We start from the raw sequence: 26,837 nt of genomic DNA, 5'->3' as shown, positions 1-26,837 counted from the left end.
GCGCGCATACCACGATCATTTTGATTACATTTGATAAAGTAATGAACAAAGAGCACTGCTTAAACGCCACGATTACATTTGAGACAGAACGGCTGTTACTGCGTCCTACCAACGAGACAGACGCAGCTTTTCTTTTTTACCTGATGAATGCCCCAAAATGGCTCAAATATATCGGCAACCGGGACATCACATCTGTAGAAAAGGCCCGGAACTATATCCTGCAACGTATAAAGCCGCAGCAGGACCGGCTGAGTTTCGGCAGCTTTACGGTTATCCGGAAATCGGATCAGAAAAAAATGGGTACCTGCGGACTTTACCAGAGAGAGGTGTTGCCGGCACCGGATATCGGCTTTGCCTTCCTGCCAAGGTTCGAGCAAAAAGGTTATGCTTTTGAGGCCGCTCAAAAGATCCTGGAGGCTGGATTCAATACGTTTCAGCTGGAACAGATCTTTGCCATCACCGCGCCCGGCAATGCCTCCTCCCAAAAGCTTTTGCTAAAGCTGGGATTTAAACAAACCGGCACCATTCAACTTCCGGGTGACCAGGAAACCTGCTTTCTTTTTGAGCTTCAGAATCCGGCTCAAACCGGTTGAGAGCACCTGGACCTGGCGATAGTTTTAGAAAAAATCAAATAAACCACCATCGCTTCCAGTTTATTTTAAAAATATTCAAACGGAAATAGGGCATTTTACTATTTTTACAGAAACGACCTCAATAACAATTACTATGAAGTTAAAATTAATTGCTTGTGCAGCTGCAGGTATGCTGCTCGGCCTCCATACAGGAGCCCAGCAAAAGAATTACCAGTGGTCTTCAGGTGCTACCGATGGCATCCCTTACAAATATGTAAGTAATGATCCCATGAAGACCCGATTTTATACGCTAAAAAATGGGTTAACCGTAATCCTGACCGAGAACAAAAAAGAACCGCGTATTACAGCAAAGATTGCGGTAAGAGCCGGAAGCAATACCGATCCCAGGGACCATACCGGTTTGGCGCATTACCTGGAGCACCTGTTGTTTAAAGGTACCAGCGAAATGGGCACCACCGATTTTGCAAAGGAAAAGCCCTATCTCGATCAGATCGAATCCCTATACGAACAGTATAACTCCACCACCGATACAGTAAAACGCCGAGCTATTTACAAGACCATCGACCAGGTATCGGGATCGGCTGCCAAAATCTCTATTGCCAACGAGTACACCAAATTAATGGCCACGATGGGCTCCCAGGGTACGAATGCGCACACCTGGGTAGAAGAGACTGTTTATGAAGAGAACATTCCATCCACTTCACTGAACCGGTTTCTGAAAGTTCAGGCCGACCGTTTTCGCGATCCCATTTTCCGGATCTTTCATACCGAACTGGAAGCTGTTTACGAGGAAAAGAACCGTACGATGGATAACGATGCCTGGAAGGTGATGGAAGCCATGCATCGCAACCTGTTCCCCACTTCTAACTACGGGCAGCAAACGACCATCGGCACTATAGAACATTTAAAAAACCCCTCACTAAAAGCCATCCGGGAATACTTTAACAAATACTATGTTCCCAATAATATGGCCATTATCCTTTCGGGAGATTTCAACACCGAGGCTGCTATCAAACAGATCAATCAGCAATTTGCCTATATGCAGCCGAGGCCTGTGAACAGCTACGAGCATGCACCCGAGCCCGAAATTAAAGGGCCTGTGGTAACCGAAATCCTCGGCCCCAGTGCAGAGAACGTTCAGATTGGGTTCCGCGGCGGCCCTGAAGGCAGCCGGGAAGCTATGATGGCCGACCTTCTTTCCTCCATCCTTGCAAACGGAAAGGCCGGGTTGATTGACCTGAACCTGAACCAGCAGCAAAAGATTCTTTCGGGAGGTGCCTATCTGAGACAGTATAAAGATTATGGTGTTTTTGATATTTATGCCACCGCCAAGCAGGATCAATCGCTTGAAAATGTAAAGGATCTGTTATTTGAACAGATTCATATCATAAAAAAAGGCGCTTTTGACGATAACCTTTTAAAAGCCATTGTGGCTAACTACAAATTAGATGAAATCCGCGGACTTTCCAGCAATGATAACCGGGCCAGCCAGTTGATGCAATCCTTTATAGCCAATAAAGGCGAGGGCTGGATCAAAAACGTATCTTACCTGCAGGATCTTTCAAAGATCACCAAAAAAGACATAGTGGATTTTGCCAATCAATTCTTTAAAGACGATAACTATACCGTTATTTACAAGCGCAAGGGAGAAGATAAAAGCATTGTAAAAGTAGAAAAACCTGCTATTACACCGGTGGCGACCAACGACAATCTGGAATCGGACTATGTAAAAAAAGTAAATGCCATGCCGGCCACACCGGTGAAGCCACTATGGATCGATTACAACAAGGCCATCCAAAAAGGAAAAGCCGGGGCTGTTGAACTACTGTATGTTCCTAATAAAGAGAACGAGTTGTTTAGCCTGTATTACCGGTTTGATATGGGATCCTGGAACAATAAAATCCTGCCGGTTGCAGCCAATTATCTCTCCTACATCGGCACCGATAAAAGCACAGCAGAAGCCATCAACAAGGCGTTTTACAATATCGCCTGTAACTATTCAGTAAATGTAGGAACCGAGAATACAACCATAACTATCAGCGGCCTGCAGGAGAACTTTGAAAAAGCTGTACGTCTTTTTGAGGACCTTCTTTTAAATTGCAAAGCGGATGATGCAGCTCTTACTGCCTTAAAGGGAAGGCTGGTAAAAGCAAGAGCCAACCGCAAACTGGACAAAAGCTCCATTATGCAGGGACTGAATGCCTATGCTGCCTACGGGGATAAAAACCCCTTCAATTACACCCTTACCGATGAGGAGCTGAAAAATCTTGACAGCAAAACCCTAATCGATGCGCTACATCAGCTTACCGGTTATAAACATACCGTTATGTACTTCGGGCCGGCAGCAATTACCGATGCATCAAAGAAGATTGGCACACTTCATCAAATACCCTCCCGGTTTAACCCCTATCCGAAAGGCCTTACGTTCACCCGCACTTCTCAAACCGCCAATCAGGTGCTTTTTGCCAATTATGATATGGTGCAATCCGAAATCCGCTGGGTACGCAATACCGATCTTTACACGCCTTCAAAGGAGTTAACGGTGGATGTATTCAACAATTATTTCGGCGGCGGTATGGGAGGCATCGTATTTCAAACGATCCGGGAATCAAAAGCATTGGCTTATTCTACCTATGCACTTTACCTGACACCGTCGAAAAAGGAAGACAGCTATAGCTTTATGGGCTATGTAGGCAGCCAGGCCGATAAAATGAATGAAGCCGTTGCAGGAATGAATGAGCTTATTACAACATTGCCTAAGTCTGACAAGAGTTTTGAGAGCGCCAAAGCCAGCCTGAAAAACGATCTGGAAACCGACCGTATTACCAATGAGGGGATCCTGTTCAGCTACCTGGCGGCACAGCGCAAAGGCCTGGATTATGATATACGGAAACAAAAATATGAGCAGCTGGGTAAGGTGAGCTTCAGCGATATTCAGGCTTTCCACCAGCGGGAACTTTCGGGCAAGCCCTATACCTATTGTGTGCTGGCCTCCGATAAAAAAATAAAAATGGAAGACCTGCAAAAGATCGGGCAGGTTAAAACCATTAGCCTGGAAGAACTCTTTGGATATTGATGATTGTACGATCTCTTTTTAAAAAGCCGGGCATTGTTCCGGCTTTTTTATGCGTAATATTTATTTGTTACCGGGTAAAGAATGATGAAACGAGCAACAGCCACACATTCATTTTTGATGCAACCGGAAATTAGTTAATTTCATCCTGTAAAAAAAGAACGATGAAATCAGGCCGCTTATTGCTTCTTATCTGCCCCTTCCTGATCTCCGGTACACTGTATGCACAATCCGCTGTTCCAAAGGCAAAAGTAGATTATGACGTCTTTGCGCAGCTGGTAAAAGAAGTAAAACAGCACCGGAAAAAACGGCTGGTTGCCCTGGATGTTTTTTTAAGGCTGGCAGGTGAAACCGGTACTGTAATCCTGGATACCCGCTCTGATGAAATGTACAACCGCAAACATATTAAGGGAGCCCTTCATTTGAATTTTGCAGATTTTACACAGGCGAATCTTTCAAAAGTGATCCCGGCATTTGACACAAAAGTGCTGATCTACTGCAATAACAATTTTGATGGCGATCAGCAAAACTTTGCCACAAAGGCTGTTGTGCCCACAGCCGCTTTCAAAAAGAACAAGCCGGTTACGCTGGCATTAAACATCCCCACCTATATCAATTTGTACGGATATGGATACCGGAATGTGTATGAACTTGCAGAACTCGTAAACATCAATGACCCCCGGCTGAAATTTGAAGGAACGGAGGTTGATACTCCGGAATCGTCACCAGCTGGTGTTACGTTAATGTCGAAACGGTAAGATGCCCGTGGGGAATGAAAAATGACCAATAAAAAATATTAAATGTAAAAGTGTTGATGCCGTTCCTGCTCCGTAATCTTTCTCCCGTCGATATTCTATAAGCGATAACCATCTAATATCTGGCGTCTGGCATCTCGCACCTAGTATCCGGGGGCTAAAATTGAATGCCTCACATAAAGCATAAAAACGGAGCGGAATGTAAAAGTGAAGATGCCGTTACAGCTTGATAATCCGCTACCCGCCACTCTTTTTCACCTGGGTGTAGCCATTTTTCTGGAACCATTGAAGCAACTTATCCCGGTGATCGCCCTGGATGATGATCTCGCCGTCTTTGGCATTGCCGCCTGTTCCGCAAAATGATTTCAGTTTCTTTGCCAGGTCCTGCAAATCCTCATCCGTTCCGGCAAATCCAAGAATGACGCTGGCCGTTTTTCCACCCCGGTGTTTGGTTTCCAACTGTATGCGCAGCCGCTGCTGGGCTGGCGGCAGGGTCTCCTGATTACCGGCATCCTGCTCAAATTTAAAATCGGGGTTGGTACTGTATACAAACCCATGCTGATCTGATTTATTCTTTGCCATTTTTTTGTTTAAGGTTTCAGGTTCAACGTTTCAAGTTGAGTTTCCGGTTAAAATTGGATGTTTATACGCTACTCCTGGCTAATGGCCGATAGCTAACTGCTGAATACTGTTTCAGATCTTTTCGCAGGATACGCATCCAACCTGAAACTTATAGGGCCGCTTTCAAACTCAGGTCTAGGCTTTGCGCCTGGTGAATCAATCCGCCCACGCTTACAAAATCAACGCCAGTGGCTGCATAGGATTCGATCGTATCCAGGTTGATACCCCCGCTGGCCTCTGTTTCAAACGCGCCGTCGATAATGGAGAGTGCCTCTCTTATCTGCGCAGGCGTAAAATTGTCCAGCATTACCCGGAATACCTTTCCCTGTCCCACCGCCATCACCGTTTTTACATCTTCCAATGTCCGGGTTTCTATTTCGATCTGTATGGAAAGCTGATCACGTTGCACATAGTCATATGCTTTTTCAATGGCATTCTCAATGCCGCCTGCATAGTCGATATGATTGTCCTTCAGCATAATCATATCATACAACCCAAACCGGTGGTTGACGCCTCCTCCCATACGCACCGCTTCCTTTTCCAGCAACCGGAAATTCGGCGTTGTTTTGCGGGTATCGAGCAACCTTGTCCGGTACCCCTGCAATTTATCAGTATACTTTTTTGTAAGTGTGGCAATCCCGCTCATACGTTGCATGCAGTTCAACAGCAGGCGTTCGCATTGCAGAATGGTGTGTTCCAGTGCCGTTACTTCAAAAGCAATATCGCCGGGTTTCATACTTGCACCATCGTGCATAAAAAACTGTATCTGGCTATCCGGCTCTTTAAATTTTAGAATCATTGCAGCCACCTGCACTCCGGCCAGTACTCCTTCCTGTTTTACCTTTAATACGGCCCTCCCTTTCGCGGCCGGGTCAATACAACACAGGGTGGAATGATCGCCGGATCCGATGTCTTCCAGCAGGGCTTCGCGGATCAAATGTTCGAGTTTTTCCTGAAATGCGTCCATGACTGTAAAAATAAACAGCCTCTCATTAGGAGAGGCCGTTTTATCACTAAATTTTCGCAGAATTCTTTATTCAATCAGCTGAAAGCGCAGTTCTTTGATCACTTCACCACCCTTCTCCTTGCGCATAAAGATATTGACCCGGTAGTTGCCCCCGGCGGTTTGCAGGGTTCCGATCGCATAATTACCGGTGGGAGAACTTCCTTTGTGTTTCAACTCGAACCCTTTCACGGATGCTTTCCCAAAAAAATCTTTCAATGCCTGTTCCGCCTGCGACTTATTGTAGGTGCTGCTTTTATCAGCGATCGTCAGCTGCATGCTTTCTCCTACATTACCCACCAATTGGGCGGCATTGCCGGTTTTAAGACTGTTAATGACACCATCCACGCTCTGCGCGTGCAGACCGGTGACCAATAAGCTGGCTGCAAAAGCAATTAAGGACAATCGTAAAAAATGTTTCATTGTATTCATCATTTTTGTTATGATCCGTTGTTCTAGGTGGTACGAATATATTAAAAAAACCTGCTTCGTCACCCTTTCATGAAAATGTGTGTAAACAGACCCCTTTTTTGTCGTCTATTCTTCAAACATTCTTTTTAATTTTACTGCTTTGGCTGCAAACTCTTATACTTCTGATTTCGCAGCCGCTAATTTTTAACTAAAAGCAAGTTCAATGTCACAAAAAAGAGCGATTTTACTAATAATGGACGGCTGGGGACTCGGGAAAGTTGCATCCGCAGATGCCATCCAGAATGCTAACGTGCCTTTTACCAGATCTTTATACAGCAAATATCCCAATACCACGCTTACTACGTTTGGAGAATTGGTAGGGCTGCCGGAAGGACAGATGGGCAATTCCGAGGTAGGCCACCTTAACCTTGGCGCCGGACGTATTGTGTATCAGGAGCTTCAGCGGATCAATGTAGCCATTAAAACCGGTGAGCTGGCAGCAAATAGTGAATTGCTGCGTGCACTTTCGCACGCCAGGGACAACCATAAGCCCTTACACCTGTTAGGGCTGGTAAGCGATGGTGGCGTGCATTCACATATCAACCATCTTAAGGCACTAATAAACATTTGTAAGGACAATGACCTGCAAGAGGTATATATTCATGCGTTTACAGATGGAAGAGATACTGATCCCAAAAGCGGGCTTGGATTTATTGAGGATCTTCAGCAACACCTGAACCAGACCGGTGTGGGTCAAATTGCAACTGTAGACGGTCGTTATTATGCCATGGACCGGGATAAACGCTGGGAGCGCGTGGCGCTGGCTTACGAAGCAATGGTCAACGGTAAAGGCGAGACCGCTGCATCAGCCATTGAAGCGATTCAAAACAGTTATGCCAACAACATTACAGACGAGTTCATAAAGCCTACTGTTATTATCAACGCAGAAAATCAGCCGGTAGCCACAATCAAAAACGGAGATGTGGTACTTTGCTTCAACTTCCGTACAGACCGTTGCCGGGAGATTACCGAGGTACTGACCCAGCAGGATCATCCGGAGCAACACATGCACACGCTGGACCTGGACTATACCACAATGACGGTTTACGATCATACGTTTAAAAATGTCCATGTACTGTTCCGTAATGAAGACCTTACCCAAACCATCGGTGAAGTAATTGAGGCCAACCATCTGAAGCAGATCCGCATTGCTGAAACGGAGAAATACCCGCACGTGACCTTCTTTTTCAGCGGCGGGCGTGAAAAACCTTTTGAAGGAGAAAGCCGGATCTTAAAGCCTTCACCCAAGGTAGCCACTTATGACCTGCAGCCGGAAATGAGCGCCCGGGAACTTACCGAAGCCATTCTTCCGGAAATTCATAATAAAACAGCCGATTTTATTTGCCTGAATTTTGCAAACGCCGATATGGTGGGACATACCGGCGTGTTTTCAGCTGCCGTAAAAGCCGTGGAAACCGTGGATCAATGCGTGGAACAGATCGTAACCGAAGCGCTGAAACAGGATTATGTGATCTTCCTCACCGCTGATCATGGCAATTCCGATTACCTGATCAATGAAGACGGTACACCCAATACTGCGCACAGTATGAATCCTGTGCCCCTGTTCATTATCGACAATAACTGGAAGGGAACAATAAAAGAAGGCAAACTGGGCGATATTGCACCAACCATCCTTACATTTATGAAATTGCCGATACCGAAGGAGATGACCGGTGATATACTGGTGGAAGACGTATAAATTAAATGCAGCCGGAAATCGCTCAGGAGGCTGGATCAAAAACATAAAGACTTTTGATGCAGCCTCTTTTTATTTTACAACTAACAGCTTATATAAAAATGAATCCCCGTTTTCAAATAACCTACGAGCAAACTGAAGAAGACCTTGCAGCCTTGTACATCTATTACTATCTGAAAAGCTCCGTTCACAGAAAAAACAGGTTTATAAAAACCTGGTGGCCTCTGTTATTTGGCATTGGCCTGGTTCTGGTATTTAAGAAATTCAACTTTCATCGATATCAATGGAGCGATTTTCTGTTTATTTTATTTATCCTCTGCCTCTTAATTTTTCGAAAACCGCTGGATCAATGGTATTTAAAAAAACAAGCGAAGAAGCTGCTCAAAAGAGGCAAAAACACAGATCTCACAGGAAGCAGGACCCTGATATTTCTTGACGAAACACTTGTAACAATAACGGATTCCACCAAATCGGAAACACGTTGGTCTGCTTTTGAATACTTGGCGGAAACCCCTTTGTACTTTTTCCTGTTTGTTCATGTAAACAGCGGCATTGTTATTCCAAAACACACATTAAAAACTGAACAGGAGGCAACAGCATTTCGATCCTTCCTACAAGAACGAATCGCGTAATTAGAGGTCACTTTCAACGATTTTTTTTAAAATAACATTTACCGGTTAATTTTGTACGTTTCTAAACACCCTTTTGCAGCAATTGACACAGGAACAGTTTTCAAATATTGCATCCACGATTCCGCACCAGCCGGGCATCTATAAATACTTTGATGAAACCGGGAAAATCCTCTATGTAGGTAAGGCAAAGGATCTGCGCAAACGGGTAAGCTCCTACTTTAATAAAACCTTTACCAATTATAAAACGCATGAGCTGGTACAGCGCATCCATCACCTGGAGTTTACGATTGTAAACAGTGAGCCGGATGCCTTCTTCCTGGAAAACTCGCTGATCAAACAGTTTCAGCCCAAGTACAACATCAATCTGAAGGATAGTAAATCCTACCCTTATATCGTGATTAAAAACGAACCCTTTCCGCGCATTTACCTTACGCGGCAACCGGTAGATGACGGATCGGAATACCTGGGCCCCTATACTTCTGTTTTTAAGGTGCGGGAACTGCTGGAGTTTATCAAACGCACCATCCCCATGCGTACCTGCAGCCTCAACCTCGCCCAGAAAAATATCGAAAAAGGGAAATTTAAGGTTTGCCTGGAATACCACCTTGGTAATTGTAAAGGTCCCTGCGAAGGATTGCAAACCCGGGCAGATTATGATGAAAACATCGGGCAGATCCGCGACCTGCTGAAAGGCAATCTTCGGCCGGTGATCCGTCATTTCAAAGAAGAAATGAGGACTCATGCCGAAGCCCTGGAGTTTGAAAAAGCAGAGCAGGTGCGTAAAAAGATTGAGTACCTCGAAGATTATTATCAGTCTAAATCGGTAATCACCGGTATCAAAGGCGGCGACAAAGATGTGTTCTCCATCATTAAAGACCAATCGATCGCCTATGTCAACTACCTGATGATCCGGAACGGAACCGTGGTGCAAACGCAAACCAACAAGCTGGAAACCCACCTGGACGAACCGGTGGAAGAAATACTGGTATATGCCATCAGCCAGCTGCGCATGACCTTCAACAGCCATGTGCCGGAGATTGTAGTACCTTTTGAGATCGATTACCCGGAGGCCGATGTTGAAATTGTAGTGCCCAAGGCCGGAGACCGCAAAAAACTGCTGGAGCTTTCAGAAAAGAATGCCGGCTATTTCATTGAAGAATTAAAGAATAAAGAACGCATCAAGATCAACCGCAATGTAGATCATGTAAAAGTACTGGAGCAGTTACAGATCGATCTGCAGCTCCAGGAACTTCCCGTGCATATCGAATGTTTTGATAACTCGAATTTCCAGGGCAGCTACCCGGTATCGGCTATGGTTTGTTTTAAAAACGGGGTACCGAGTAAAAAAGACTACCGCCATTTTAACGTAAAAACGGTGGAAGGCATCAATGATTTCGCCAGCATGAAGGAGGCCGTTTATCGTCGCTACCGGCGGCTTACAGAGGAAGGCGAACCATTGCCCCAGTTGGTGATCATTGACGGCGGAAAAGGACAACTGAGTGCCGCACTGGAAGCCATTGAAGCACTGGAATTGCAAGGAAGCATTACCCTGGTGGGACTGGCAAAAAATGTGGAAGAGATTTTTTTTGCCGGAGACAAAGACTCCCTGAAACTGCCTTATAACAGCCCCAGCCTGAAACTGATCCGGTTTATCCGCGACCAGGTGCACCGTTTTGGCATCACTTTCCACCGGCAAAAAAGAAGCAAGGGCACGTTTAAAAACGAACTGGAGTCTATAAAAGGCATCGGGAAAAATACCGCAGCGGAGCTGTTAAAAACATTCCGATCGGTAAAAAATGTCAGGGAACGGTCGCTGGACGAACTGGCTGCCGTCATTGGCAAGGCAAAGGCACAACTGGTGATCGATCATTTTGCCTCTTAAACGCTTTCAAATTTGAAAATCAGGGAATGTGGGAATGAAGATTCCATTGCCATTCAATAATCCATTCTTCGAAAAGACAAGATTCAAAAGACAAAAATCAAATACCGGTACCCTTTGGGAATGTAAAATATCGAATTAGAATATTAAATGTAGAAGTAAAATGCCGTTCCTGCTTCGGAATCTGAAAATTTGGGAATGTGAAAATGGAGATGTTGTTGCTGCCTCCAAGAACTTTCTCCGATCGATATTCTATAGACATAGAAACCAATATCTGATGTCTGGTGTCTGGCGTCCGGTATCGGGTATCTAACATCTCACACCAAGCAGAAACGAAAACCCAACCTGGAACTTGAATCCTCTCTAATCCTCATCCATCTCCTCCCTTAGCTCTTCACTGATATGCACCAGCACCTTATCAATACGGTGACCGTCCATATCAACGATCTCAAAATCGAACCCGTTCCAGTCGAGTTTATCACCGGTTGACGGGATCTGCTTCACCCGGTGCAGGATAAATCCCGCCAGGGTATCAAATTCCTGCTCACCTTCGTTCATCCATTCGGCTTTATCGAAATAGGAAAGGAAATCATAGAACGGGATCTGCGCATCCACCAGGAAGGAGTCATCTTCCCTGCGGATGATTTCATAGTCGTCCTGGTTTTCCTCCGGCATATCGCCGATAATGGCTTCCAGGATATCATTGAGCGTGATCATCCCCAGCACACTGCCGTATTCATCCACAATAAAGCAGGAATGTAGCTGGGATTCTTTAAACTTTTCCATTACCCGGAACGCCGTATTGTTTTCCGGTACAAAAAGCGCCGGGCGCATCAGTTCTTTAAACGGAACCGTGTCTTTATTGGTATAAAGGTCCTTTAAGGAAATCACGCCTTTAATATTATCAATCTCCTCATCACAGATCGGGTAAATGGAATGCGGCTCTTTCAATATTTTTTCACGGATCATCTCCTCCGTATCATCTACTTTAAACCATACGATATCGCTGCGGTGCGTCATCAGGGAAGTAATATTCCGGTCGCTCAGGTGAAATACCCGTTCAATGATCTCCTGTTCGGTTTCCTCCAGTGTGCCCTGTTCGGTACCTTCGCTGATGATGGCCTTGATCTCTTCCTCCGTAACCTGATTATTCTCGCTTTTGATATTAAAAAGCCGGCCGATCAATCCGCTCGATTTTGTCAGCAACCAGATAAACGGATACGTGATCACGGAAACCCATCGCATGGGCTGCGCCACGAACTTGGCGATTTTTTCGGGACTTGAAAGTCCGATGCGTTTGGGCACCAGCTCGCCGAAAATCAGTGTAAAATAAGTAATGATAATCACTACAGTGGTGGTAGCAATGCCCTTGCTGTAGGGTGCAATTGCCGGAAATTGCTCCAGGAAGGATGCAATGTGTCCGGTTATTTTATCTCCGGAATAAATACCGGTTAAGATACCAATAAGGGTGATACCAATCTGAACGGTAGACAAAAAAACATCGGGATGATTGGCCAGTTTCAGCGCTGCTTCTGCACGCTTATCTCCTTTATTGGCCTGGGCTTCTAATCTTGCTTTCCTGGCTGATACGAGCGCTATTTCTGCCATTGAGAATAGTCCATTGAGTAAAATCAATAAGGCTATTATGAATACTTCCATTAATTTATTTCGGTTGATTCCTTATCGAAGATATGAAATCCGATCCTTTTATTAAATAAGTTTGCCCAAAACAACCCAATTAAAATTCCCAGGGTAGCTCCCGCCAAAACGTCCAGCGGATAATGTACGCCCACATACACCTGCGCCAGGCCGATCATACCCGCCCACACCAGTGGAATCCAGGTAAACGGGAAAAAACGCCGGAAAGTGGCAAAAAAGAACATACTGATCCCGAAATGATTGATGGCATGATTCGACACAAAACTAAAACCGCCGGAACAACGTCCCAGCACCAGCCGCACATGCCCTTCCATTTCCGGGTCGTTACAGGGGCGCAGCCGCTCAAAGATATTTTTAAATAAGTGTGCCCCTACCAGATCGGTACTGGCTGCCGTGCAAATGAACAGGAGCAGCCAGATCCCACCCTTCTTTTTAAAGTTGACAAGCACAAAAACTACCATGAACAGATAAAGCGGGCCCCATACATAAGGATTGCGGAAAGCCGGGAACACCATATCTAAAAGCGGGCTGGCGCTTTTTACATTGATCAACTCAAACAGCCAGCGGTCGGCTTTTACCAGCCAGTCTGGAAACGGGATATACAAAAAAGAGGTCATTTGACAAATTTAGCAAATGTGTTCATTTGAAGATCTGAAATGTGGGAATATGGACATGTGTGAATGTGGAAATTCCGGTAGGCTATATACCTGGGAATGTGAAACAGGATCTGACGTTGAACTTTGACCGTGAAACCTGAAACTTTTAACTAAGTTTGCTGTTTTATGTTATCAAGGCTGAAAATACCAAAAACGATCCTTTGGGTCATTAACACCGGACTGGTACTTTTTACCTTGTTTTTTATCTTCCGGCTGATCACTTTTTTTGCATTCAATCCGCCTGGCATTTCATTTGCAGACTGTCTCCCTTCATTTGCGCTGGGCGCTCAGTATGATCTCCGTTGGATTTCGATCTTCCTGCTTCCGGTAATCCTTTTCAGTTATCACCGTCCTTTTTCTCCCTTTTATTCGGCGCGTAACAAACGCATCTGGACCTGGTACCTGGCGGTAATCACGTTCCTTTTGTTCCTGTTTTTTATTGCCGATATGGTAAGTTTTTCCTACAACCGCACCCGGCTGGATGCCGGTGCCATGAACTTTGTAGAAGATCCCGGCATCTCGCTTAACATGATCTGGCAGACCTACCCGCTGATCTGGATCCTGGTGGGCCTTGCTGCGGCCATTGTCTGTTTCAAATGGGCGCTTAACAAAAGCCACTGGCAGGTGATCAACCTCACGGACGGGAAGGCCATTATGCACCGTAAAATGCCCTTTGTGATCACAGCATTGTTGCTGGGCCTTTTTGTTTACGGCCGGATGGATAACACGCCATTGAAATGGAAGGATTCCTTTGCGCTTAAGGACAGCTTTAAAACCTACCTGGCACTGAACCCGCTGCAAAACTTTTTTTCAACTATGCAGTTCCGCAAACCGGTAATAAATGAAAAAGGCGCCCGTGAAGCCTTTCCGGTCATGGCTGAATTTCTGCAGTTTCCGCCCAAGGCGCCTTTCGGCTTTAAACGAACCGTGGCGCCGCATAGCGCTGCGCTTGAGAGTAAACCTAATGTAGTGCTGGTGATCTGCGAATCGTACAGCATGTACAAGAGCAGCATGAGCGGAAATGTACTCAATGCCTCCCCGTATTTTGATTCACTGAGCAAAAAGGGCATTTTCTTTGAACGTTGTTTTACCCCGCATTTTTCCACGGCGCGCGGGCTTTTTGCTATTTTAACCGGTATACCGGATGTACAATTGTTTAAGTTCTCTACCCGAAATCCGGAGGCGATTGACCAAAACACCATTATCAATGACTTTACGGATTATTCCAAACATTATTTCCTGGGTGGCGATCCGGGATTCAATAATTTCGAAGGGCTGCTAAGAAATATCAGCAATCTCCAACTACATACGGAACGAACCATTGACGCACCAAGGATCAATGTTTGGGGCATTAGTGACAAAGACCTTTTCCTGGCGGCAAATACGGTTTTTAAAAAGGAGCAGCAGCCTTTTTTTGCCATTATACAAACCTCCGACAACCACCGCCCTTATACCATACCTGAAACAGACCACGACTTTCAAAAGAAGATCGTTTCAAAAGAAATTCTGGAGGCGAACGGATTCGAATCCCTTGAGGAGTACAACACATTCCGCTATGCCGACTATTCTATCCAGAAATTTATAGAAGCAGCTGTACAGGAGGAGTATTTCCACAACACCATATTCGTGTTTATAGGCGATCACGGAGTGGCCGGGAATGCAACCAGCGTGTATCCTTCCGTATGGACCACCCACCGGCTTTCTGACGAACATGTTCCGTTTCTTATTTATGCGCCTTATCTTGTTGCGCCACAGCAACGAAAAGAAACCGTTTCCCAGATCGATGTGCTGCCCACAATTGCAGGTTTACTGCAACGTCCATACGACAATTTTACCCTGGGCCGTGACCTGCTGGCGCCGGACAAAAAGGGCAACCTTGCATTCATTACCAATACTGCTGGTAAAATCGGCATTGTCAATGATCAGTTCTACTATGTAAAAAGTCTCGACTTTGCAGAAGAAGACCTCGCGCCGATCGATACCACCATTAGTTATCCCCGCGGGGTACTGGACTCGGTGCAACGAAAAATGCGGACCCTGACCAACGCTTATTATCAAACGGCACAATATCTCCTCCTCAATAACAAAAAATCGCCTTAAAACCGGCCTTTTTCCGGGTTTTTCAGGCCATTTCAAGCCGTTCGAATGCTCGTTGACAGAAAAAACAATACTCCGCCGGCTGTTAACCCAGCTAATCCGCAGTAAGAACAACCGTTCGCTTTCATAAATGACTGGCATAAGCGTGATAAAAGTAATGTTATAACTAAAAGAATCTCGGCTAAGCGGCGTACTTTTGCAAGTTCAGGAAACCGGCGGATCAACAGCCATCCTGAACCTAAAATTTTAAACAGCATATTGTGGCGCTTATAAAAAGTATATCCGGAATCCGAGGAACTATTGGAGGGAAGACCGGGGAAACGCTCTCCCCGGTAGATGTAGTAAAATTTACAGCAGCATACGGTACTATTCTGAAGCAGGCAGCAGCACCGTCGAAGAAATTAAAAGTAGTCGTAGGCCGCGACGGGCGTATCAGCGGTCCGCTGGTTAGCAACCTGGTTACCGCAACCCTTAGTGCGCTGGGTATCGAAGTAGTGGATCTTGGACCCAGCACTACTCCAACCGTAGAAATCGCCGTACCGATGGAAAAGGCAGATGGCGGTATTATCCTTACCGCCAGCCATAACCCTAAAGAATGGAATGCGCTAAAGCTACTGAACCAGGATGGCGAGTTTATTTCAGCAGACCTTGGGAAGCAGTTGCTGGATATTGCGGCAGCGGAAAATTTTGAATTTGCCCCAGTGGACAAGCTGGGTAACATTCAGCTGAATGACAGCTATATGCAAAAGCATATTGATGCAATTCTGGCTTATCCGCTGGTGAACAAAGAGGCGATTGCAAAGAAAAATTTTAAAGTGGTGGTAGATGCTATTAATTCTACCGGGGCCGTTTTTGTGCCAGCACTGTTAAATGCGTTGGGTGTGAAAGAGGTGATTGTATTAAACAGCGAGGTAACCGGAAATTTCGCCCATAACCCCGAGCCCCTGCCCGATCATCTTGCAGAACTTTCGAGTGTGGTGGTAAAAGAAAAGGCCGATCTGGGTATTGCTGTGGACCCGGATGTGGACCGCCTTTGTTTTGTAAATGAAGACGGCAGCATGTTTGGTGAAGAATATACACTGGTTGCCGTTGCGGATTATATCCTTTCTAAACGCAAGGGCAACTCCGTAAGCAATATGAGCAGCACCAAGGCGTTAAAAGAGATCACCATCAGGCACGGTGGTGCCTATTACCCCTCCGCAGTGGGGGAGGTAAACGTGGTTTCAAAAATGAAGGCCGTAAATGCAGTGATCGGAGGAGAAGGGAATGGAGGCATCATTGTGCCTGATTTTCATTACGGCCGCGACGCACTGATCGGCATCGCCCTGTTCCTAAGCCATCTGGCAGGTCACAAAGGCAGCATCAAATCGTTACGCGGTTTGTATCCGGATTATTTCATCAGCAAGAACAAAATCGAGCTGGATAAAAGCACCGACCTTCCTTCTATTTTTGCCCGTATCAAAGAGAAATACAGCAAACTTCCCCTGAATGATGAAGACGGTCTGAAAATAGAATTTGATGAAGATTGGGTGCACCTGAGAATGTCGAATACAGAACCCATTATCCGCATTTATTCTGAAAGTGATTTTGAGGTAAAAGCCAAAAATATTGCTCAGAAACTGATGCAGGATATCAAAGAGAACATGGGATAGAACGGCCGGGGCCTAAGCTTCAGCGTTTAAGGGTTTCGCCCTGTCTTATGACCTGTGCCTTTCAGCATGATTTTCATTGCTTCAGATTGTTTTAAGCACCAGTCTGATCAATAGTCAATAGCGCCGGGCATAATGCGGGAGCCAACCCTGATACTTAAGCGTTGGTAGTCTACAAAATCCATATGCGATTGCTTCATTAACTTTGCAAACATTTTCACCGGGAGGAGACATACCGGCTAAAAGGAAGAAGCGTTCATGGAAAAAATATATTTAGACAATGCCGCAACCACTTGCCTCGATAAGGAAGTACTGGATGCGATGTTACCCTATATGACCTCGGGATTCGGCAATCCGTCTTCTGTGTATTCTTATGGAAGAGAAACCCGGCTGGCCATAGAAACCGCCCGAAAAACAGTGGCAAAACACCTGAATGTAAAACCAGGTGAGATTTTCTTTACTTCCGGTGGAACAGAAAGCAATAATACCGCCATCAATGCCGCAATCCGGGACCTTGGCTGCACCCATATCATTACCTCCGGCATCGAACACCATGCGGTGCTGCACACAGTAGAACATTATAGTACTGGCAATACGATTACCTTCAGCCTGATAAAATTACAATCCAACGGGCATGTAGACCTGAAGGACCTGGAGGAGCAATTAGCCACACAGGAGCGCAAATGCCTGGTTACCCTGATGCATGCTAATAATGAGATCGGAAACCTCCTGGCTATCAATGCAGTTAGTGCATTGTGCAGGAAGTATGACGCCGTTTTTCATTCAGACTGTGTACAAACCGTTGGGCACTACCCGATAGATCTGCAGCGCATTGATATCGATTTTATTTCTGCATCCGGTCATAAATTTCACGGACCAAAAGGCTCGGGAATCCTGTATGTAAACAGTAATCTGCAGATCAAGCCCTTTATTTTTGGCGGCGGGCAGGAGCGCAATATGCGGGCCGGAACAGAAAACGTGTATGGTATTGTAGGTTTTGCCAAGGCGCTGGACCTGGCCATGGCTAATTATGAAAAAGAAGCGGCTTTTATCCGTGGGTTGAAACAATATATGGCGGAGCAACTTCAAAGCAAGATCCCTTCCGTTACGTTTAACGGAGATGCGTTTGGCAGTTGCCTGTACACGGTACTAAGCGCCTCCTTTCCGCAAACAGAACGCTCCGAAATGCTACTCTTCAATCTCGACATTCATAACATCTGCGTGTCGGGCGGAAGCGCCTGCAGCAGTGGGGCCAGTCAGGGTTCCCATGTCATCGCTGCCTTAAACAGCGCTGCGGACCGGGTACCTATCCGTTTTTCCTTTAGTAAATACAATACAAAAGAAGAGATTGATCATACCATTAACACGCTTAAAGAGCTGCTCTGAGCCAGCTACCGGTAATCAACTAAGCTGCTCCATCAGAATTTTCAGGTATTGCATTATTGAATGCGTTCGAACACACGCAAAGACCAGGCGGCAAACGATGCCGGTTATTTCCGTTTTAGCATAAAAAGGCAAGCTAATCTCCTCTCATTAAATGCGCTGTTAGCAGTTTCCCAGGGCTGTATTTCCGTACGGCATTCAACCCTTGGCAACATTTAGACAACTATATCATACACTCGCGCTGTTTTATGGCGGCATCCCTCAAACTTAGTCAAAACATGAGAGGGCGCCACATCATGAATGCGTCAGGCTTCTTACAACCAAACCAGCTTCGCCCTAAATATCCCCAAATGATAATCCTGCCCTTAAGCTTTGCAAAGTTCCGGGCAGGATTATCTGCGACGTTTATACTAAAACGACACTATAGACCATTTACAGAAAGCCGCAAAACATAGGGGCCGCCATATGTCCAGGCATTATAGTTTCCAGTCGTATAGGACGAACCACTGAACGACCAATTCCGCGTTCCTCCATAATTTTTCATGGATACATAGATGGTTGATGTTCCAGAATTATTTGTAACGCCGATCGTATATTGGGACGTCGTATTTATATAAAAGGTACGTGAAGTGCCGGGTACGATATTACTGATGGTTGTTTGTGCTGACGTTGTTTGATTCGTTAGTACAATATCCCCGGTAAAACCATTAGAAACGACGGTCATGGTTTCCCTTGGCGCCGGGTCGCTTACCCGCAGAATGGGAATCAGCTTCCATTTTTGATTCAACCCGCCGGAGGTACCTGACAATTGTAATTGCGTTCCGGCACCCGGACTGGAACCAGGTATCGTCAATATATTACCTCCGGAATCTTCTATCCGGTAATAGCCATCATTGGTTGGAACCAATTTCCATACAGGCGCTGAGGAACTATAGTAATTGAGCCTAAGTGTACTGCTGATATTTGCCATTGCATAATCCAGGTTGTAGAAGTTCATCGCATAATCACCGGAACTACCATTCAATGTCCAGGCATAGTAGAACCTTGTGAGACTGTCATTATTCACCAATTGTAAAAGTCCGTTTACGGGGTATAAAGGGGAGTAGGAAGAAGTGTCTACTCCAATCTCGTAATTAGAATCGAGCACTGATACAATGTGGTAGACACCGCCCGAAATAATAGACGGAGGCGCCACGCAGTCGCCAACATTCTTATTTGGCAATTGCCCTGATCCTCCCTCACAGAGAGTTATAAGAATAAACGCCTTTACATTAAAATTTCCAGGAGCCTTTCGTGTAACAACAGCAGAATCAGAATTAGCACCAAACACCTGTATGGATGCCTTCGAAGTATCATCAACACTCCATGTTACATATCCATATGAAGGGAAAGCGCCTCCGGGGGAACCAGCACTTGTTCCTTTGATCACATATGATTCAGGTGTACCGGCACATACCTGATCCGGACCAGTAATATCAAACTGCTCAGTTACTGAAGGACCTTCACCCGCACACCTTGGCGTCGCCGGCTTATCGCTAAACGAAGATTTAGAACAGGAAATACTGAATACTGCTGTTAATGCCAGCAATGAGAGCGTTAGATTTTTCATGCTGTTTCATTAATTCGGTATAAAAAGAGATTTAGAGACGCTGTTAATTTGGTTGTACCAAGGTACCATAGTTTGTACCCGTTGGCAATACCCCATAACGCGTATTTTACTTGTACAAAAGATATAAGGGTAATGTTGGTGATTACCTCAACTAACTAAAAAAGCAATCTTCAAATACAAGCTTGTTATAGATCAAAAGGAGACGCTGCCCGGCAGGCAACAAACTTCCATCGCAACCCGTATTTCACCAGACGGCCAAGATACAAGATCCCGACAATCGAAACGCACTAAAACGCAAAACCCGTACTGCCCTCGCCGCTCGGGTCTTGCCGTAAACTTATAAATACTGAGGAAAGCAGAATGCCTGCTTCAATTGATATAGGGGTAATTCTATGCGCTCTGGGCAGTTTCGTTTTCTTTGTTCAAAGGTCACATAACTATTTGCGTTAACACCCGGATGCTTCATTTTTAACTGGGTTGCCTGTCAAAACTATTGGTGCCCTACCTAGCTTCACAGACGCTTCACCATTTGATCCTGCAGATAAAAAACCAATTATCGCAGCCAGACCGCACTTCAGAAGAGGCAAATATAAAAAACGAAGAAGCCGCCTCAATATTGAGACGGCTTCTTCCTCTTAAATCTTATTCCTGATCAACAATCTGTGATTGCTGAGTTGGATTTGATCTTATTTTCCGTAAGAATCAGCGAACTGAGACAGAGCAGCAGCGTTGTTCACGTTGATACCTCTTGCAGCAGCAGCTTTAACGATATCTCCAGGAATTACATAAACCTGTACCTGAATCAGGGGTTTGCCCTGGAACCAGCTAGCCGGTTTACCATTCTTAATGCGGATTTCTGGTAATACATTGTTTGCCAGGAAGTCTGCATAAGCGGGGTGACCACTTACAACCGGACTACCAGTTACCCATCCAAACAGGTTGTTAGAACTTACTCTGTAGTAGTTGTTAGAAGGTACGCCATCTTTCCAGTAAGGAATGCTGCTATTACCTACGCCCAGTGCTGCATTGTAGTAGTTGTAATCACCAGTGTAGTAGTTTCCACCGATCCAGCTGTCATCAACAGGGTTGATAGAGCTGTTGGGGTTTACCAGGGTAATCGGACCGAACGGAACCTTAGTAGCAGTATCGCCCCAGTTGCTACCTGTTTTAACCTTCCAGTTAACTTTAAACACGCCGCTTCTAGCAATAGTGTTCATTGACTTACCAACAACTTCCAGGCTTTGATCCAGGTCAATCCAGTAAGCATGAGGATAACCACCGAAATGCTGCGTAGTGCGATTGGCTGGAATGAGCGGACCATTTACATTATACCCCCACAGGTAGCCCTGGTTGAACACATCAAATCCCTGAACACCACCGCCAGCTACAGTTACACCATGTAATGATGCAGTACCACCCAGCGCAGGCCATTCTTTGGTTACATTTACATCTCCAGGACCATAAGATACACCACCCAGGGTATAGTTATACAGGTAAGGAGTTGCTTCATACCAGCCAGCCTGGTTACCATTGTTATAAGAACCACTTCCAGCAGGAGTATCATCACCAAATTTGCTCGAAGTTGCATAGATAACTTGTCCGGTCATCGGGTTTACGTAACGATATTTCAGGAACACTTTACCATCTTGCTTGTATTTTTCCAGCTTGCTGCCTAACCCAGCAATTGTATTCAGATTCAGGTTTGATTCAGCGGAATATTCAGCATGGTATTTACCATCAACATCAGCTTGAGCATCAGACAGGTTGTCAATCTTAACGTTTTTAATCCGCCAGAAGTTGATACGATCGCCGTCTTTAACCTTGCTCAGGTCTGTGTTATGTACTGTAGGCTCGGCCTGGCTATTGGAGTACGCAAACGCTGCATAAGTCCAGTATTTGAAACCTTCACCAGCCTCAGACCGCATACGGTCAATATCAACCTGGCTCAGCGTAAATTCCTGAGTACCGGATGTAGTAGTACCATCATAGTTGGTATTACCAGAGAAGTTCTGCGTATAACGGAACTTCATACCAACCTGAGCCCAACCGCCACCACCGGGCAGGTAAGGGAATCCAGCAGCCAATTGGCTAGAGCTCCAGCCAAAATCGTTCGCAGACTGTGGAACTCTGTTAAAAATTCCAGAACCCGGAGTAGTTTCAAATATCATCTCACGGTTTAATCCCCAGCCTTTGTATTTAGCGATACGGTTCCGGTCATCAGCATTGAAATAAAATTCGCTGGCGCTGATTTCTGCCTTATCAAACTCAAATGAGTGATTTTGGGCATTTTTACGGTAAACCTGTTTTACATTTTCCAGACCTACAGTCAGGTAGAACGTCTTCGCTGCATTTGCTGCCCCGATCGGGAATACGTTAGCAGACCAAGGAGTAGCTCCTGCCACTTTCGGACCGTAGAAAGTAGAAGTATTTGTATCGAAATAGTAATCACCAACATTACCAGTACCAGCAGTGGGTGCGCCGGCTCCGGTTAAGAATTGAGTTCCGGGATCACCTTTAGCACCTGTAGCACCGGTAGGACCTGCAGCTCCGGGCGCGCCTGTGGCACCAGTTGCACCTGTGGCACCAGTTGCGCCTGTAGCACCTGTGGCACCATTAGCACCGCTACCGCCTAAAACGGTACCAGTACCCCAAGCACCTCCGGTTTTAGGACCATAAAGCGTTTTAGTTGTCGGATTGAACCAGAAGTCTCCATCTTTGGCAGCAGCAGGGTCGCTTGTTGCAGAATAGATCTTAGTTCCATCAGCACCTGTTGCACCTTTGGCGCCATCAGCACCTTTGGCACCGGCAGGACCAGCAGGACCCGCAGGACCGGTGTCCCCTTTCTTACAGGAATCCAAACCTGTAAGCAGGGAGGCTAGAACTAGGACGGATAAGAATGTACGTCTCATAAAAGTTTAATTTAATTTTATTTACTAGTTAATGATTAAATAATGCCTACTCTAGAAACTGCTTTTCGGCTTACGCAGGGTTGATTTTTTTATTGTGCCACAAGAATACGATGTTCTGTTTTTACTTTCACTAACAAAGGACATAAAGTGATTTTTGAAGGACGAAACAAAATCAAAAAACAATACGTCCTTCATTTTTGCGGTTAGTAGATACGATTTTATATAAGCGGCTCATGCCAATTTTGCTAAGCGATTTGTTAATTTCGTTTCCGTTGGTCAATTTTAACTTACACTCTTTGTTAAACACATCACTATCAAGATACACAATCTTGGAAATGTTAATGATGGTGCTTTTATCGATCCGGACCAGTTCCTTCAGGTGGATACGCTGATCAATAAAAGTGATGTTCTCATTCACCGTTTTCTGGCTGCCGTCCTTAAATGTGATCTCACAAATGTTCCGGTTGGATTCTACAAAAAGAATATCCCGTTGATTCACATACAGCAGTGAGCGGTTTGCTTTTAAAGTGATAAAATGATCTTCAATCATATCCCTTGCTTCTTCCTGAAGTAGTCCGATTACCCGGCTGATCGATTTCCGCAGATCATTGGAATTAATAGGTTTCATGATCAGTGAAGTAACCCCGATATCGATAATATTCTGCAACTGACTTAATTGATTGGAAGAGGCTACAACAATGATCTTTACCCTGAAAACCTTCTGATTGATGAGGCTTTCGATGATCTCAAATTCTTTATTCTTCAATAGCTTCAGGTCGAATATCAGGATATCGGGCCGGTGCATGAAAATAGCACCGATGGCTTGTTCCATAGTGGAGCAGTAATCCAGGAATTGCAATTGGTTATCGGTTACACTCTCTATTTTAAACTTCAGCAAATTCCATGATACCTTGTCCTCATCAACAATCTGAATTTTAAAACTCATAGATAATTACAGCTTGTTTAATTGTTAGTTTTTCGCAGTTATGTTTTACAAATGACACGTCAATACCGCCAGCCTCTCATACCGAAAAAAACGTATTGGTAGGTGCAATATATATTAACTTTTAAAAAAATATTAACTTTTTTTCATTATTTTTTTCCACAATACATTTCAATAGTGTAATAATCATACAGTTACACAAACTATTTAATAGAAAAATAATTTTACAATGGTTCTTCCCAAAGCGGCAAAACTACCATCCGGAAAAAACGATATACTGACAATAAAAGCGTCTTCTAGGCCGACACCGTATCGTAGGCTTCTTTTTTGCGTTCGCCGATCTGCTGACGCCACATAGCATAATACAGGCCTTTTTGCTGTAGCAATGCATGATGATCGCCGGTCTCGACAATTTCCCCCCGCTCCAATACATAGATCCGGTCTGCATGCAGTATGGTACTCAACCGGTGCGCAATCAGTACCGTAATCTGGTTTTTCTTTGAAGACACCAGCTTAATCGTTTTGGTAATTTCTTCTTCTGTAATCGAATCCAATGCAGACGTTGCTTCATCAAAAATCAGCAGATGCGGATGTCGTAGCAATGCCCGTGCAATGGCGATACGCTGCTTCTCGCCGCCGCTTAGTTTTAATCCTCCTTCACCGATCACCGTATCCAGGCCGTTCTCGGCACGCGCCAGCAAACCCGTACAACTGGCTTTTTCCAGCGCATCCTTCAGATCGTTATCGGTAGCTCCGGGATTTACAAATAACAGGTTCTCCTTTATCGTACCCGCGAAGAGCTGGGTGTCCTGTGTTACAAAACCAATCTGAACCCGCAGTTGGTCAAAGTCGATTGCTTCGCCGTCTACACCGTCATAATAAATCGTTCCTTTTGCCGGGCGGTAAAGACCTACCAGCAATTTCACCAGTGTACTTTTTCCGGAACCACTGGGTCCTACAAACGCGATCGTTTCGCCTTTTTTAACCGTAAAGGAAATATCATTCAGCGCATTAAAATGGGCCGTTTGATGACGGAAAACAATATTCCGGAACTCCAGCAATTCAATCATCCCGATCTGCCGGGGATTGGCCGGACGCGGCTCTGCCTTTCGCTGCATGAGCTTATGAAAATTATTCAGCGAAGCTTCGGCCTCCCGGTAAGAAATAATAATATTGCCAATTTCCTGCATGGGACCAAAAATGAAAAATCCATAAAACGAAAGGGAAAGATACTGACCGGGGGAAATGGCGTCTTTAAAGATCAGCCACAACAATGTAAACGCAATCACCTGTTGTAAAAAATTCACCATTGTACCTTGTATAAAACTGAGCGCCCGGATGCTCTTTACCTTTTTAAGCTCCAGCCCAAGAATCTTAAACGTATTGTTATTGAGTCGCTGTACCTCCTGTTCTGTCAGCCCCAGACTTTTCACGATTTCAATATTCCGCAGGCTTTCGGTAGTAGTACCCGCCAGCGCGGTTGTTTCTTTTACAATATTTTTTTGTATCACCTTGATGCGCCTGCTGAGCAGGCTGGTAACGAAGGCAATGGCAAAAATGCCAACAGCGTATACCGGCATAATAGACCAATGCAACTGGAAAGCATAGATGGATACAAAGACAATACTGACAATAATGACAAAAAACACATTGATAAAACTGGTGATGAATTTTTCGGTATCCGTCCGGACCTTGGTGAGGATCGAAAGGGTTTCCCCGCTGCGCTGATCCTCAAAATCCTGATAAGGCAATCGCATGGAATGCTTCAGCCCATCCGTAAAAATAGTTGCGCCAAACTTTTGAATGATCACATTGACAAAATAATCCTGGAAGGCTTTGGCAATGCGGCTCACCATCGCCGTGCCAATCAGTAGTATTAAAAAGAACAATAATCCGTGATACCCGTTGCTGCCAAACAGGTACTGGTGTTCCGAACGCGGCAGGGTTTTGGCATGATCAAAATGATGCGGATGCGTGGCAAAAAGATCCAGCAACTTTCCGCTGATCAGCGGGGCAAAAAGTGAAAAAATCTGGTTTACGGCCGCCAGGAACAGCGCAAACACTACCAACCAGCGATAGGGCTTGATATATTGAAGAAGAATACGCATATGACTAAGTATATTTTTATAAAAATAATCCCAAAGTAAAAATTTCCTTTATTCCGGGAAATTTTTATTTACACAAACAATAAAAAACACCAATAGTTGGCTAATAATGCCTTATCGTAAAAAGCATTCTACAAACTCCGCATCCCTTCAATTATAGCATCAACGCCCTGACCGCCTTTCTTCCGCATTAAAAAACAGATCAATTTACTACAGAGAGCTTATTTTTGATCTGATAATACCGACTAGTCAGCAAAGAAAAACGCGATCTACTGCGATTTCGATAACGTTGTATAATTAATATGATTTCAGCTAAAGAGCACACATTTGTAGTACCGGCATACAAAGATTCACCGCACCTGACCAGATGCATCGAAAGCTTGTTAGAGCAAACCGTTCCAACCCATATCCTGATTGCGACATCCACCCCTTCTGATTACATAAAAACCACCGCTGCCCGGTACCAGGTTCCCTATTTTGTTTCGGATGCAGCCAGTTCCATTGCAGGCGACTGGAACTTTGCGATGAACCAGGCCACCACCCGGTATGTGACCATCGCGCACCAGGATGATATCTACAACCGGGATTTTGCAAAAGAAGTGCTTATTAAACTAGAGCGGTTTCAAAACAAAAAACCGCTGATGGTGTTTACGGATTACGATGACCTTGTCAACGGCCAAAAGCGAAAAAACTCACTCAATGCGGTTGTAAAAGACGCACTGTTGCTCCCGTTCCATTTGAAACAGGCCATCCGGAGTCCATTCGTTAAAAAGTCGGTTCTGGCACTGGGTAATTCCATTTGCTGCCCTTCTGTAACGCTCGACCGGCAGCACATTAACGGAATGCAGTTCTCGCCGCAGTATACCTGCGTTTTGGACTGGGTGGCCTGGCTCACCCTTGCTAAACAGGAAGGCGCTTTTATTTTTATCAATAAAAGGCTGGTTCAGCACCGGATCCATATCGATTCTGAAACCACTAACCAGATTAAAATAGGAAAGCGCCAGCAAGAAGAACAGGCGGTATTACAATCCGTTTGGGGCCAGACATTGGGGGGGCTGATTGCAAAGCTTTACAGCAGAGGACTGAGCGACAATAAGGTTTAGG

The 26,837-nt window shown here is 45.1% G+C and carries 19 protein-coding genes; 10 read left to right on the top strand and 9 right to left on the bottom strand.

What is annotated here, in order from left to right:
* Positions 1-20: 20 nt before the first annotated feature.
* The 3 genes from LL912_RS22340 (at position 21) to LL912_RS22330 (ending at position 4,424) form a co-directional block, all read left to right on the top strand.
* On the top strand, positions 21-593 hold the full coding sequence (locus LL912_RS22340) for a GNAT family N-acetyltransferase (RefSeq protein ID WP_235555834.1): 573 nt from the start codon (positions 21-23) through the stop codon (positions 591-593).
* 133 nt (positions 594-726) lie between these two features.
* Positions 727-3,669, top strand: a complete 2,943-nt coding sequence (locus LL912_RS22335) for a M16 family metallopeptidase (protein WP_235555833.1) — start codon at positions 727-729, stop codon at positions 3,667-3,669.
* Between the two features lie 161 nt (positions 3,670-3,830).
* Entirely contained in the window at positions 3,831-4,424 is a 594-nt protein-coding gene (locus tag LL912_RS22330; RefSeq protein ID WP_235555832.1) for a rhodanese-like domain-containing protein, read from the top strand.
* A gap of 234 nt (positions 4,425-4,658) precedes the next feature.
* On the opposite strand, the gene LL912_RS22325 is transcribed toward LL912_RS22330, so the two are convergent.
* The 3 genes from LL912_RS22325 to LL912_RS22315 all read right to left on the bottom strand — a co-directional run bounded on the left by LL912_RS22325 (position 4,659) and on the right by LL912_RS22315 (position 6,468).
* The gene (locus LL912_RS22325; RefSeq protein WP_235555831.1) at positions 4,659-5,003 is read right to left on the bottom strand and encodes a translation initiation factor; all 345 of its coding nucleotides are present in this window, start codon (positions 5,001-5,003) and stop codon (positions 4,659-4,661) included.
* Between the two features lie 148 nt (positions 5,004-5,151).
* The gene (gene nadC, locus LL912_RS22320) at positions 5,152-6,009 is read right to left on the bottom strand and encodes a carboxylating nicotinate-nucleotide diphosphorylase (protein WP_235555830.1); all 858 of its coding nucleotides are present in this window, start codon (positions 6,007-6,009) and stop codon (positions 5,152-5,154) included.
* A 66-nt stretch (positions 6,010-6,075) separates the two neighbouring features.
* Entirely contained in the window at positions 6,076-6,468 is a 393-nt protein-coding gene (locus LL912_RS22315) for a DUF4783 domain-containing protein (protein WP_235555829.1), read from the bottom strand.
* A gap of 211 nt (positions 6,469-6,679) precedes the next feature.
* Between LL912_RS22315 and gpmI the strand changes: the two genes are divergently transcribed.
* From gpmI to uvrC, 3 genes are all read left to right on the top strand, one after another.
* Positions 6,680-8,215: a 2,3-bisphosphoglycerate-independent phosphoglycerate mutase gene (gene gpmI / locus LL912_RS22310; RefSeq protein ID WP_235555828.1), complete on the top strand. Its 1,536-nt coding sequence runs from the start codon at positions 6,680-6,682 to the stop codon at positions 8,213-8,215.
* 56 nt (positions 8,216-8,271) lie between these two features.
* The gene (locus tag LL912_RS22305; protein ID WP_235556539.1) at positions 8,272-8,844 is read left to right on the top strand and encodes a YcxB family protein; all 573 of its coding nucleotides are present in this window, start codon (positions 8,272-8,274) and stop codon (positions 8,842-8,844) included.
* Between the two features lie 73 nt (positions 8,845-8,917).
* Complete coding sequence (uvrC, locus tag LL912_RS22300) at positions 8,918-10,726, top strand: excinuclease ABC subunit UvrC (RefSeq protein ID WP_235555827.1); 1,809 nt, start codon at positions 8,918-8,920, stop codon at positions 10,724-10,726.
* Between the two features lie 360 nt (positions 10,727-11,086).
* On the opposite strand, the gene LL912_RS22295 is transcribed toward uvrC, so the two are convergent.
* Positions 11,087-12,382, bottom strand: a complete 1,296-nt coding sequence (locus tag LL912_RS22295; protein WP_235555826.1) for a hemolysin family protein — start codon at positions 12,380-12,382, stop codon at positions 11,087-11,089.
* Positions 12,382-12,999 carry a phosphatase PAP2 family protein gene (locus LL912_RS22290; RefSeq protein ID WP_235555825.1) on the bottom strand — a complete coding sequence of 206 codons (618 nt, stop codon included), beginning with the start codon at positions 12,997-12,999 and terminating at the stop codon, positions 12,382-12,384. The genes LL912_RS22295 and LL912_RS22290 overlap by 1 nt, the downstream gene beginning before the upstream one ends.
* A gap of 165 nt (positions 13,000-13,164) precedes the next feature.
* Between LL912_RS22290 and LL912_RS22285 the strand changes: the two genes are divergently transcribed.
* From LL912_RS22285 to LL912_RS22275, 3 genes are all read left to right on the top strand, one after another.
* A complete protein-coding gene (locus LL912_RS22285; protein WP_235555824.1) occupies positions 13,165-15,138 on the top strand; it encodes an LTA synthase family protein in 1,974 nt (657 codons plus the stop codon).
* A gap of 257 nt (positions 15,139-15,395) precedes the next feature.
* Entirely contained in the window at positions 15,396-16,787 is a 1,392-nt protein-coding gene (gene glmM, locus LL912_RS22280) for a phosphoglucosamine mutase (protein ID WP_235555823.1), read from the top strand.
* 255 nt (positions 16,788-17,042) lie between these two features.
* Positions 17,043-18,170, top strand: a complete 1,128-nt coding sequence (locus LL912_RS22275) for a cysteine desulfurase family protein (RefSeq protein ID WP_235555822.1) — start codon at positions 17,043-17,045, stop codon at positions 18,168-18,170.
* A 418-nt stretch (positions 18,171-18,588) separates the two neighbouring features.
* Here the strand turns inward: LL912_RS22275 and LL912_RS22270 are convergent, their stop codons facing one another.
* The 4 genes from LL912_RS22270 to LL912_RS22255 form a co-directional block, all read right to left on the bottom strand.
* Positions 18,589-19,776, bottom strand: coding sequence for an RICIN domain-containing protein (locus LL912_RS22270; protein ID WP_235555821.1), 1,188 nt, complete (start codon positions 19,774-19,776; stop codon positions 18,589-18,591).
* A gap of 686 nt (positions 19,777-20,462) precedes the next feature.
* Complete coding sequence (locus tag LL912_RS26040) at positions 20,463-22,685, bottom strand: hypothetical protein (protein ID WP_264759843.1); 2,223 nt, start codon at positions 22,683-22,685, stop codon at positions 20,463-20,465.
* A gap of 172 nt (positions 22,686-22,857) precedes the next feature.
* Positions 22,858-23,631, bottom strand: a complete 774-nt coding sequence (locus LL912_RS22260) for a LytR/AlgR family response regulator transcription factor (protein ID WP_235555820.1) — start codon at positions 23,629-23,631, stop codon at positions 22,858-22,860.
* A 293-nt stretch (positions 23,632-23,924) separates the two neighbouring features.
* Positions 23,925-25,736, bottom strand: coding sequence for an ABC transporter ATP-binding protein (locus LL912_RS22255; protein WP_235555819.1), 1,812 nt, complete (start codon positions 25,734-25,736; stop codon positions 23,925-23,927).
* A 299-nt stretch (positions 25,737-26,035) separates the two neighbouring features.
* Here LL912_RS22255 and LL912_RS22250 point away from each other — a divergent pair, with 299 nt between their 5' ends.
* Positions 26,036-26,836 (top strand): glycosyltransferase family 2 protein, encoded by an 801-nt coding sequence (locus tag LL912_RS22250; protein WP_235555818.1) that lies wholly within the window; start codon positions 26,036-26,038, stop codon positions 26,834-26,836.
* Position 26,837 lies beyond the last annotated feature (1 nt).

The sequence above is a fragment of the Niabella agricola genome (genome assembly GCF_021538615.1).
Lineage (GTDB): Bacteria > Bacteroidota > Bacteroidia > Chitinophagales > Chitinophagaceae > Niabella > Niabella agricola.
This window is presented reverse-complemented; position numbering and strand designations above follow the sequence as displayed.

Bases quoted from the DNA above. Each gene is read 5' to 3' on its own strand.
- LL912_RS22330 (WP_235555832.1), top strand. From the start codon at position 3,831: ATGAAATCAGGCCGCTTATTGCTTCTTATCTGCCCCTTCCTGATCTCC.
- LL912_RS22305 (WP_235556539.1), top strand. From the start codon at position 8,272: ATGCAGCCTCTTTTTATTTTACAACTAACAGCTTATATAAAAATGAAT.
- gpmI (WP_235555828.1), top strand. From the start codon at position 6,680: ATGTCACAAAAAAGAGCGATTTTACTAATAATGGACGGCTGGGGACTC.
- LL912_RS26040 (WP_264759843.1), bottom strand. From the start codon at position 22,685: ATGAGACGTACATTCTTATCCGTCCTAGTTCTAGCCTCCCTGCTTACA.
- LL912_RS22335 (WP_235555833.1), top strand. From the start codon at position 727: ATGAAGTTAAAATTAATTGCTTGTGCAGCTGCAGGTATGCTGCTCGGC.
- LL912_RS22315 (WP_235555829.1), bottom strand. From the start codon at position 6,468: ATGAAACATTTTTTACGATTGTCCTTAATTGCTTTTGCAGCCAGCTTA.
- LL912_RS22270 (WP_235555821.1), bottom strand. From the start codon at position 19,776: ATGAAAAATCTAACGCTCTCATTGCTGGCATTAACAGCAGTATTCAGT.
- LL912_RS22275 (WP_235555822.1), top strand. From the start codon at position 17,043: ATGGAAAAAATATATTTAGACAATGCCGCAACCACTTGCCTCGATAAG.
- LL912_RS22255 (WP_235555819.1), bottom strand. From the start codon at position 25,736: ATGCGTATTCTTCTTCAATATATCAAGCCCTATCGCTGGTTGGTAGTG.
- LL912_RS22290 (WP_235555825.1), bottom strand. From the start codon at position 12,999: ATGACCTCTTTTTTGTATATCCCGTTTCCAGACTGGCTGGTAAAAGCC.
- LL912_RS22260 (WP_235555820.1), bottom strand. From the start codon at position 23,631: ATGAGTTTTAAAATTCAGATTGTTGATGAGGACAAGGTATCATGGAAT.
- nadC (WP_235555830.1), bottom strand. From the start codon at position 6,009: ATGGACGCATTTCAGGAAAAACTCGAACATTTGATCCGCGAAGCCCTG.
- LL912_RS22325 (WP_235555831.1), bottom strand. From the start codon at position 5,003: ATGGCAAAGAATAAATCAGATCAGCATGGGTTTGTATACAGTACCAAC.
- LL912_RS22285 (WP_235555824.1), top strand. From the start codon at position 13,165: ATGTTATCAAGGCTGAAAATACCAAAAACGATCCTTTGGGTCATTAAC.
- LL912_RS22295 (WP_235555826.1), bottom strand. From the start codon at position 12,382: ATGGAAGTATTCATAATAGCCTTATTGATTTTACTCAATGGACTATTC.
- LL912_RS22250 (WP_235555818.1), top strand. From the start codon at position 26,036: ATGATTTCAGCTAAAGAGCACACATTTGTAGTACCGGCATACAAAGAT.